General features: G+C 64.4%; 3 protein-coding genes and 1 pseudogene. 3 read left to right on the top strand and 1 reads right to left on the bottom strand.

From position 1 onward, the window contains the following. Nucleotides 1-112: 112 nt before the first annotated feature. From recC to recD, 3 genes and pseudogenes are all read left to right on the top strand, one after another. Nucleotides 113-3,592 carry an exodeoxyribonuclease V subunit gamma gene (gene recC / locus NPS29_RS25080; RefSeq protein ID WP_274135909.1) on the top strand — a complete coding sequence of 1,160 codons (3,480 nt, stop codon included), beginning with the start codon at nucleotides 113-115 and terminating at the stop codon, nucleotides 3,590-3,592. Between the two features lie 2 nt (nucleotides 3,593-3,594). Next, a complete protein-coding gene (gene recB / locus NPS29_RS25075; RefSeq protein WP_274135908.1) occupies nucleotides 3,595-7,293 on the top strand; it encodes an exodeoxyribonuclease V subunit beta in 3,699 nt (1,232 codons plus the stop codon). Beyond that, a pseudogene (gene recD / locus NPS29_RS25070) lies at nucleotides 7,290-9,353 on the top strand (exodeoxyribonuclease V subunit alpha); the annotation flags it as partial. The gene recB and the pseudogene recD, both read left to right, overlap by 4 nt. A 113-nt stretch (nucleotides 9,354-9,466) precedes the next feature. On the opposite strand, the gene NPS29_RS25065 reads toward recD, so the two are convergent. After that, a complete protein-coding gene (locus tag NPS29_RS25065; protein ID WP_274135906.1) occupies nucleotides 9,467-9,739 on the bottom strand; it encodes a Rho-binding antiterminator in 273 nt (90 codons plus the stop codon). Between the last annotated feature and the right edge of the window lie 20 nt (nucleotides 9,740-9,759).

The raw sequence follows: 9,759 nt of genomic DNA, 5'->3' as shown, positions 1-9,759 counted from the left end.
AGGAAAAGATCCCAACTCCACATCACTTGTAGCAGCACGGCTTGCCATACCGCTACAGGTCGTCATGCCCCTCTGTTAGTCTTCTCCCTCTCCAAATGCCAAGGAAGCAGCTATGCCGGTGACATCCAGCCTCAATCCCGGGTTCATGGTGGTGCATGGCAACCGCCTGGATGAACTGCGCAGTCTTGTCGTGTCGTGGATGCGCCGTTATCCACTCACGCCTCTGGAAAACGAAGTCGCACTCGTCCAGAGCAACGGCATCGCCCAGTGGCTCAAACTGGCCCTGGCCGAAGACACCCAGGACGACGATCAGGGAGGTTGTGGCATTGCCGCAGCAATCGACGTGCAACTGCCCGGCAGCTTCATGTGGCAGCTCTACCGCGCCGTGTTGGGCAAGGACGAAATTCCGGAAACCTCGCTGCTGGACAAGGCCCCGCTGACCTGGCGCCTGATGCGCCTGTTGCCGACCCTGATCGACCAGCCCCACTTCGAGCCGTTGCAGCGCTTCCTGACCGCCGACACTGATCTGCGCAAGCGTTATCAATTGTCCGAGCGGCTGGCCGACCTCTTCGACCAATACCAGGTCTATCGCGCCGACTGGCTGGAAGACTGGGCCCAAGGCAAGCACCAGCTCAAGAACGTGCGCGGCGACATCACGCCGCTCAAACCCGAGAACTGCTGGCAGGCCGAACTGTGGCGAGCCTTGCTCCATGACGTAGGCGCCGAAGGCATGGCCCAGAGCCGCGCAGGGGTGCACCGGCGCTACATGGAGAGTATCAACGCCCTGAGCGAAGCCCCAGCCGGTTTGCCTGCGCGGGTGATCGTGTTCGGTATCTCTTCGTTGCCCGCTCAGGCACTTGAAGCCCTGGCCGGGCTGGCTCGATTCAGTCAGGTGCTGCTGTGCGTACACAACCCCTGTCGCCACCATTGGGCCGACATCGTCGCCGACAAGGACCTGCTGCGCCACGAATACAAACGCCAGTCGCGCAAGGCTGGCATGCCCGTCGTTCTCAACCCCGACGCGCTGCATCAGCATGCGCACCCTCTGCTGGCCGCCTGGGGCAAACAGGGGCGTGACTACATCAACCTGCTCGACAGCCACGACGATCCCAACAGCTACCGTTCGGTGTTCCGTGACGGCCGTATCGACCTGTTCAGTGAAAGTGATCCACAGACCGTCCTCAATCAGTTGCAGGACGACATCCTCGAACTGCGCCCCTTGAGCGAAACCCGCGAGCTGTGGCCCGCCGTCGATATAAGGAAAGACCGCTCGATCCGCTTCCACGTTGCCCACAGCGCCCAGCGCGAAGTGGAAGTGCTGCACGACCAGTTGCTTGCGCGTTTCAGCGCCAATCCTGAACTTCGCCCCCGTGACGTCATCGTCATGGTCCCGGACATCGACAGCTACGCGCCGCACATCCGCGCGGTGTTCGGGCAGCTGGATCGCGAAGACCGGCGCTTTATTCCGTTCACCCTGGCCGACCAGGGCCAGCGTGGTCGAGATCCGCTGCTGATCGCCGTCGAGCATCTGTTGAAGATCCCTGACAGCCGCTTCCCGGTGAGCGAGATTCTCGATCTGCTCGACGTCCCTGCGCTGCGTGCACGTTTCGGCATCGACGAACGAGACCTGCCCACCCTGCACCGCTGGATCGAAGGTGCAGGCGTGCGCTGGGGGCTCAACGCCGGGCAGCGTGAAGGCCTGGGTCTGCCCGAAGCACTGGAGCAGAACAGCTGGCATTTCGGGCTGCGCCGGATGCTGCTGGGTTACGCCGTGGGTGCCGGAACAGCCTATGACGGCATCGAACCCTACGATGAAATCGGCGGGCTGGATGCGGCGCTCATCGGTCCGCTGGTGGCTTTGCTCGATGCCTTGCAAGTGGCCCATAACGAACTGTCCAGGGAGGCGACACCCGCAGAGTGGGGGACGCGTCTGCAAGCGCTCATGCAGTTATTCTTCACTCCAGACAGCGAGCATGACGACTACCTGCTCAGCCAGCTGGAAACCCTGCGTGAAAACTGGCTCGAGACCTGCGAAACGGTCGGCCTTCTGGAGCAACTCCCGCTCACCGTCGTGCGTGAAGCCTGGCTCGCAGGCCTGGACCAGGGGCGCCTGTCGCAACGTTTCCTCGCAGGGTCTGTGAACTTCTGCACCCTGATGCCGATGCGCGCCATTCCATTCAAGGTCGTGTGCCTGCTGGGCATGAACGATGGCGATTACCCACGGGCGCAACCGCCGCTGGATTTCGACCTGATGGGCAGCGATTACCGCCCCGGCGACCGTTCGCGTCGGGAGGACGACCGCTACCTGCTGCTCGAGGCACTGCTCTCGGCGCGTGATCAGCTGTACATCAGTTGGGTGGGACGCAGCATTCGCGACAACTCCGAGCGACCTGCGTCGGTGCTGATCGGCCAGTTGCGCGACCACCTCGCCAGCGGCTGGAAGCTCGCCGACGCCCAGGAACCTGAAGACGCCAGCAAGCGCGATCCGGGCCAGCAACTGTTGCATGCCCTGACGCTCGAACATCCGCTGCAACCCTTCAGCGCCAAGTACTTTCAGGAAAACATGGAGTACTTCAGCTTCGCCCGGGAATGGCAGGTGCTGCATGAAGCTGCCGACGAACGCAGCGAGGTCGGACCGCTGACGCGCCATGAGCAGGAAGAGCCGTTGAGCCTTGCGCAGTTGCAGGATTTCCTGCGCAACCCGGTCAAACACTTCTTCAGCCAGCGCTTGAAGATCTTCTTTGAAGTGGCCCAGGCGCCATTGGCCGACGATGAGCCGTTCGTGCTCGACGCCCTGCAGCACTACGGCCTGAGCGACAGCTTGTTGCAGGCCGCGTTGATCGACCCGGATCAGGCGCTGGAGCGACTCATCGCCCAGGCCGCTCGCTTGCAAGGCAGCGGCCTGCTGCCCATGGCAGGTTTCGGCGAACTGCTGCAGGACGAGTTGATCGAGCCGCTGCCAGCGCTTGTGCAGCGCTATCACGAGCTGCTGTCCCGGTGGCCGGAAAGACTGCACAGCGCAACGTCGGTGAAGTACCAGCATCAGGGGGTCGCCCTGGATGGCTGGCTCGACGGCCTTCATCGCAATGCTCAGGGTGAGCTGCTGGCGGTTACGGCCATCCCGAACGCCATCGGTGGCAAGAAATCTCGCAAGTGGCATCGCCTGGGCAAGCCTTGGGTCAACCACCTGGTGGCCTGCGCCTGTGATCTGCCGCTCACCACCGCCCTGGTGGCCAGCGATGAGACGCTGCTGCTGCCGCCCCTGGAGGCCGAGCAGGCGAAACGAACCCTCAACGACCTGCTGCTGGCCTGGCAGCAGGGCATGCACCGGCCGCTGCCTGTGGCGATGAAAACCGCCTTCGCCTGGGTCGGTCAGAGTGATGAAATCAAGGCCGAAGGCGCCGCCCGTAAAGCCTATGACGGCGATGGGCAGAACATGGCCGGTGAGCACGCCGAGAGCACTGCGCTGGCCCGCCAGTACCCGGATTTCGACGCGCTGCTCGACACCGAGGAGTTCGTCGGCTGGTGCGAAGCATTGTACAAACCGATATTCGACGCGCCCTGGCAGTCTCTGTCCAGCGAGGAGGCCTGAGCATGAGTGACTCACAACAACCCCTGGCCCTGCGCTTTCCGCTCAAAGGCAGCCAGCTGATTGAAGCCAGCGCCGGTACCGGCAAGACCTTCACCATTTCCGCGCTGTACCTGCGCCTGGTGCTCGGCCATGGCAATGAAGTCTCGGGCTTTGGCCGCGAGTTGCTGCCGCCGCAGATTCTGGTGGTGACCTTCACCGATGCCGCGACCAAAGAGCTGCGCGATCGCATTCGTACGCGCCTGGCTGAAGCTGCGCGATTCTTTCGCGAGGAGATCCAGGCCCCTGATGCGTTGATCGCCGACCTGCGTGACGAGTTCGCACCCCAGGCGTGGGCCGGGTGCGCAAGCCGGCTGGACATCGCCGCCCAGTGGATGGACGAAGCCGCGGTCTCGACCATCCACAGTTGGTGCCAGCGCATGTTGCGCGAGCACGCGTTCGACAGCGGCAGCCTGTTCACCCAGAGCCTGGAAACCGACCACAGCGATTTGCTCGGCGAGGTGCTGCGCGATTACTGGCGCAAGTTCTGCTATCCCATGTCCGGCGACGCCCTGGCCTGGGTGCGCAAGCACTGGATCGGTCCTGCGACCTTGCTGCCCAAGGTTCGGGCGATGTTCGGCAGTGAACGTGCGCCGGGCACTCAGACGCCGGCACAGTTGATCGAAGCATCGGTCGGTGCCCGTCGTGAAGCGCTGAACATGCTCAAGGCACCCTGGGTCGAGTGGGTACCGGAGCTGTTGGCGATCTGTCGGGAGGCGTCCCGGACAAAGGCTGTCGATGGCACTCGCTTCAAGTCCAATCACTACACTTCCTGGTTCGACCAGATCAGCGCCTGGGCCAATGATCCGGATCAGGACAAGCTCGACATTCGCACCGGTTTCACCCGCCTGACTCCCCACGGCCTTGCCGAGGTATGGAAGTCCGAGCCGCCGGTCCACCCGGGCCTGGAGGCCATGGTCGGTCTGCAGGAAGCACTCGCCAGGCTTCCGACGCCTGACGCCGCCGTGCTCGAACACGCCGCGCATTGGGTCGGCGCGCGTTTCGAGGAAGAAAAACGCCGGCGTGCCGAAATGGGTTTCGACGACATGCTGTTGCGGCTGGACGCTGCCCTGCGCGGCTCGGGCGGCGAGCGTCTGGCAACCTTGATTCGCGAGCAGTTCCCGGTGGCCTTGATCGATGAGTTCCAGGACACGGACCCGGTGCAGTACCGGATTTTCGACAGCATCTACCATCTGGAAACCAACGACGAAAGCACCGGCCTGTTCCTGATCGGCGACCCCAAGCAGGCGATCTATGCCTTCCGTGGCGCAGACATCTACACCTACCTGCGCGCCCGGACTGCAACCACCGGGCGCCTGCATACCCTGGGCACCAACTTCCGCTCCAGCCACTCGATGGTCGAGGCCGTGAACCATGTGTTCGTGCGGGCCGAAGAGAACCCGGTAGGCCGGGGGGCCTTTCTGTTTCGCAGCCCCGATCAAAACCCGGTGCCGTTTCAGGCGGTGCGCTCCCAGGGCCGCAAAGAGCTGTTTCAAGTCGATGGCCAGGTGGTCGCCGCGCTGAACGTCTGGCAACTGGAGAGCGATCAACCAGTCTCGGGTACGCTTTATCGTCAGCAACTGGCCGCCAGTTGCGCCAGCCAGATCGTGGGGCTGCTCAACGCTGGCCAACAGGGGCGCGCAGGTTTTGCCAGAGAGGGGGAGCCGGTCAAAGGCCTGCTGCCTGCCGACATTGCGATTCTGGTGCGCGATGGCAAGGAGGCCCAGGCAGTCAGGGGCGAACTGACGGCTCGTGGCGTACGCAGCGTCTACCTCTCCGACAAGGACTCGGTATTTGCCGCGCAAGAAGCCCATGACCTGCTGGCCTGGCTCAAGGCCTGCGCCGAGCCCGACGCCGAGCGCACGTTGCGCGCGGCGCTGGCCTGCATCACTCTGGACCTGCCGTTGGCCGAGCTTGAGCTGCTGAACCGCGACGAGCTGGCGTGGGAGCGCCGTGTCATGCAGTTCCGCGACTATCGGCGGATCTGGCGCAGCCAGGGCGTGCTGCCGATGCTGCGGCGCCTGCTGCACGACTTCAAGCTGCCCCAGGCGTTGATCCAGCGCAACGATGGCGAACGGGTGCTGACCAACCTGCTGCACCTGTCCGAACTGATGCAGCAGGCTGCTGCTGAACTGGACGGCGAGCAGGCGCTGATTCGTCACCTGAGCGAGCACCTGGCGCTGTCCGGTCAGGCGGGCGAGGAGCAGATCCTGCGCCTGGAAAGCGATGAGCAACTGGTCAAGGTGGTGACCATCCACAAATCCAAGGGCCTGGAGTACCCGCTGGTGTTCCTGCCGTTCATTTGCTCCAACAAGCCTGTGGATGGAAGCCGCCTGCCGCTGCATTATCACGACGCACAAGGCCAGGCGCAGATCAGCCTGCAGCCTACCGAGGCTTTGATCGAGCAGGCCGACGACGAACGCCTGGCCGAAGACCTGCGCCTGCTCTACGTGGCGCTCACCCGGGCGCAACACGCCTGCTGGCTGGGCGTCGCCGACCTCAAGCGCGGCAACGCCAACAGCTCGACCCTGCACCGCTCGGCGCTCGGGTATCTGCTGGGTGGCGGGCAGGTGCTGGCCGAATCGACTGGCCTGGGGCAATGGCTGCGCTCGCTGGCTGAAAACCAGCCAAGCGTCAGTGTCCAGGCCGTGCCCGAACCCACCGACGCTACCTTCAGCGCGCCGCGTAGCGAAGTCGCGCTGAGTAAGCCGCGCATGCCGCGCCGCAGCGCTCGGGAAAACTGGTGGATCGCCTCCTACAGCGCCTTGCGCATTGGCGACATCATCACCGACAGCGGTGACCAGTCCCCCGACAGCCCCCAGGCCCAGAAGCTGTTCGACGACGAACGCCTGGACCCGGATGCACCACGGGAAACGCTGGTCAGCGGCGGCGATATCCACCGCTTCCCGCGCGGACCAAACCCCGGCACCTTCCTCCACGGCCTGCTGGAGTGGGCTGGGGAGAAAGGTTTCGCTGCGGCTGCGAGCGATCAGGAAAGGCTGGAAAAGGTCGTCGCCCAGCGCTGCAACCGGCGGGACTGGACCGGCTGGATCAACACCCTGACCGACTGGCTCTCGCACCTGCTGAACATGCCATTGCGCCTGGGCGGCGACGCCGTTCCGGTAGCCTTGCGCGAGCTGGACCAGCCCAACCAGTACCGCGTCGAAATGGAATTCTGGTTCGCCTGCTCGAAGGTCGACGTCGCGCAGATGGACGCACTCGTGCGCCGCTACACCCACAACGGCGCACCGCGCGCGGCGACCGATACCGTCTCGCTCAACGGCATGTTCAAGGGCTTCATCGACCTGACGTTCGAACACCAGGGGCGTTATTACGTGGCCGACTACAAGTCCAACTGGCTGGGTGTCGACGACGATGCCTACACCACCCAGGCCATGGAGAACGCCATTCTGGACAACCGCTACGACCTGCAATACGTGCTGTATCTGCTGGCCCTGCATCGCCAGCTCAAGGCGCGGCTGGCCGATTACGACTATGACCTGCACATGGGCGGCGCGGTCTATCTGTTCGTCCGTGGCAGCCGTGCGGCCAGCCAGGGCGCGTGGTTCACGAGGCCTCCCCGAGAACTGATCGAGAGCCTGGACGCGCTGTTCCAGGGCCGCCCCGTGAATGCAGATGCCGTACTGTCAGGAGACCTCGCATGAACCGCACCTTTGCCCATCTGCTGCCCACGCCGCTTGATGCCGAGAGCCTGGCCCGTCTGGCGCCGCTTGCGCGTGTCGACGACTTGCTGCTGTTGCTGGAGCGCTGGGTCGAGCGCGGCTGGTTGCGGGCGCTGGACAAGGCCTTCGTGGCTTTTCTCGCGGACCTCGATCCGACCGCCGATTCCCTGGTGCTGCTGGCGGCGGCCCTGACCAGTCATCAACTGGGCCACGGCCATGTGTGCCTGGATCTCTTTGAAACCCTGAAAGAGCCGGACTTCGCCCTGTCGCTGCCGCCCGAAGGTGATCTGCTGTCCACGCCCATGCTGCTGCCCTCGGCGCTGCTCAAGGCGCTGGACGGTGCGACCTGGTGTCAGGCGCTGGCTGACAGCGTGCTGGTGGCCAGGGCCGGGGATGACAGCGCCAGCGCAGCGCAGAAGCCGCTGGTGTTGTCCGAGCGGCGCCTGTACCTGCGCCGCTACTGGATGTACGAGCGGCGTATCGATGCCGCGCTGCATCTGCGCCTGAACCAGGCTGAACCAGCGCCCGGTGATCTTGCACAACGCCTGGATGCGCTGTTCGGGCCGGCCGATCATTCTCCCGAGGCGCTGGTGGACTGGCAGAAACTGGCCTGCGCGCTGGCCACCCGTGGTGCGTTCAGCATCATCACCGGCGGCCCCGGCACCGGCAAGACCACCACTGTGGTGCGCCTGCTGGCGTTGCTGCAATCGCCTGCGGTGGAGCAGGGCACGCCGCTGAGGATTCGCCTGGCCGCACCCACCGGCAAGGCGGCTGCGCGCCTGACCGAGTCCATCAGCCATCAGGTGCAGTCGCTGGATGTGCCCGAGAACGTGCGCGAGAAGATTCCCAGTGAGGTGACCACCGTGCACCGCCTCTTGGGCAGCCGCCCCGGCACTCGGCATTTCCGTCACCACGCTGGCAACCCGTTGCCGCTGGACGTGCTGGTGGTGGACGAAGCGTCGATGATCGACCTGGAAATGATGGCCAACCTGCTGGACGCCTTGCCGCCCCACGCGCGCATGGTGTTGCTCGGCGACAAGGACCAGCTCGCATCGGTGGAAGCCGGTGCGGTGCTGGGTGATCTGTGCCGTGATGCCGAGGCGGGCATGTACAGCCCCCAGACGCGGGCGTGGCTGGAATCGGTCAGCGGCGAGGACCTGGAAAAGAGTGGCCTGCAAGCCGGCGACGAGACCCGGCATGCGTTGGCGCAGCAGGTGGTGATGCTCCGTCATTCCCGGCGTTTCGGCGAGGGAAGCGGCATCGGCCAGTTGGCGCAACGGGTCAACCGGCAGCAGGACAAGGAAGCGCGTGCGCTGTTGGCGACCCGCACGTATCCGGACCTGTTTTCCCTGGCGCTCAAGGGCGAGCACGATCGGGCATTGTCGCGGCTGTTGCTCGACGGGCACGGTAACGGGCCGCAAGGCTATCGGCATTATCTGGGCGTCATGGGGTCGCAGAGGCCGCAGGGCCTGACAACCATCGACGACCCACGCTGTGTCGAGTGGGCGCGAACGGTGCTCGGTGCGTTTGATGAGTTCCAGTTGCTTTGTGCTGTACGAAAAGGGCCGTGGGGTGTCGAGGGTTTGAACCAGCGCATTACTCAGACGCTGTACGCCGCCGGACTGATCGAGAGTGACCAGCAGTGGTACGAAGGTCGCCCGGTGCTCATGACCCGCAACGACTACGGGCTGGGCTTGATGAACGGCGACATCGGCATTGCCCTGCGTTTGCCTGAGGGTGCGCCCGAGGAGAATCGGCAAGCGTTGCGCGTGGCTTTCCCGCGCAACGATGGCAGTGGCGGGGTGCGTTTCGTGCTGCCGAGCCGGCTCAATGATGTCGAGACGGTGTACGCCATGACCGTGCACAAGTCCCAGGGCTCGGAATTCGCCCACACGGCGTTGATCCTGCCCGAGGCATTGAACCCGGTGCTGACCAAGGAGTTGATCTACACCGGCATCACCCGCGCCAAGCACTGGTTCAGCCTGATCGAACCGCGACAGGGCGTGTTCGAAGAAGCCTTGCGGCGCAAGGTCAAGCGCTTGCCCGCGACGGCGTCCTTGAAATCGCCCCCGCCGGCAAGCCGTGCTGCTACGGGTGATGTGTCGGTTGTAGGAGCGCGCTTGCCCGCGACGGCGGTGTGTCGCTCAACACCCGGTCACGTGGCACAAAACGAATTGCCCAGCTCGACCCGCCCGAAGCTCGCCCCGGCATCCAGCGGGGTGATGGCCGCGAGTTGATCCAGGCGCACCTCGGCCAGGCCGTCGGCGAACAGCAGAAACTCCTCTTTGCTCGGCGCTGTCCGGGTGGTGAGCGGCTTGCCCTCGAAGGTCTGGCCGTCAACCAGCTCGACCTTCAACCGGTAACCGTGCATGCAGGCGATCTCCAGGTAGTCGTAGAGATCGCAGTTCATCGGTGTATAGCTGTCCATTTCAGGCATCCCCTGGGGCG

Source organism: Pseudomonas putida, from assembly GCF_028682175.1.
GTDB lineage: Bacteria > Pseudomonadota > Gammaproteobacteria > Pseudomonadales > Pseudomonadaceae > Aquipseudomonas > Aquipseudomonas putida_AD.
The sequence above is the reverse complement of the archived record's forward strand: the minus strand, read 5'-3'. Positions and strand labels throughout refer to the sequence as shown.

Bases quoted from the DNA above. Each gene is read 5' to 3' on its own strand.
- recC (WP_274135909.1), top strand. From the start codon at position 113: ATGCCGGTGACATCCAGCCTCAATCCCGGGTTCATGGTGGTGCATGGC.
- recB (WP_274135908.1), top strand. From the start codon at position 3,595: ATGAGTGACTCACAACAACCCCTGGCCCTGCGCTTTCCGCTCAAAGGC.
- NPS29_RS25065 (WP_274135906.1), bottom strand. From the start codon at position 9,739: ATGGACAGCTATACACCGATGAACTGCGATCTCTACGACTACCTGGAG.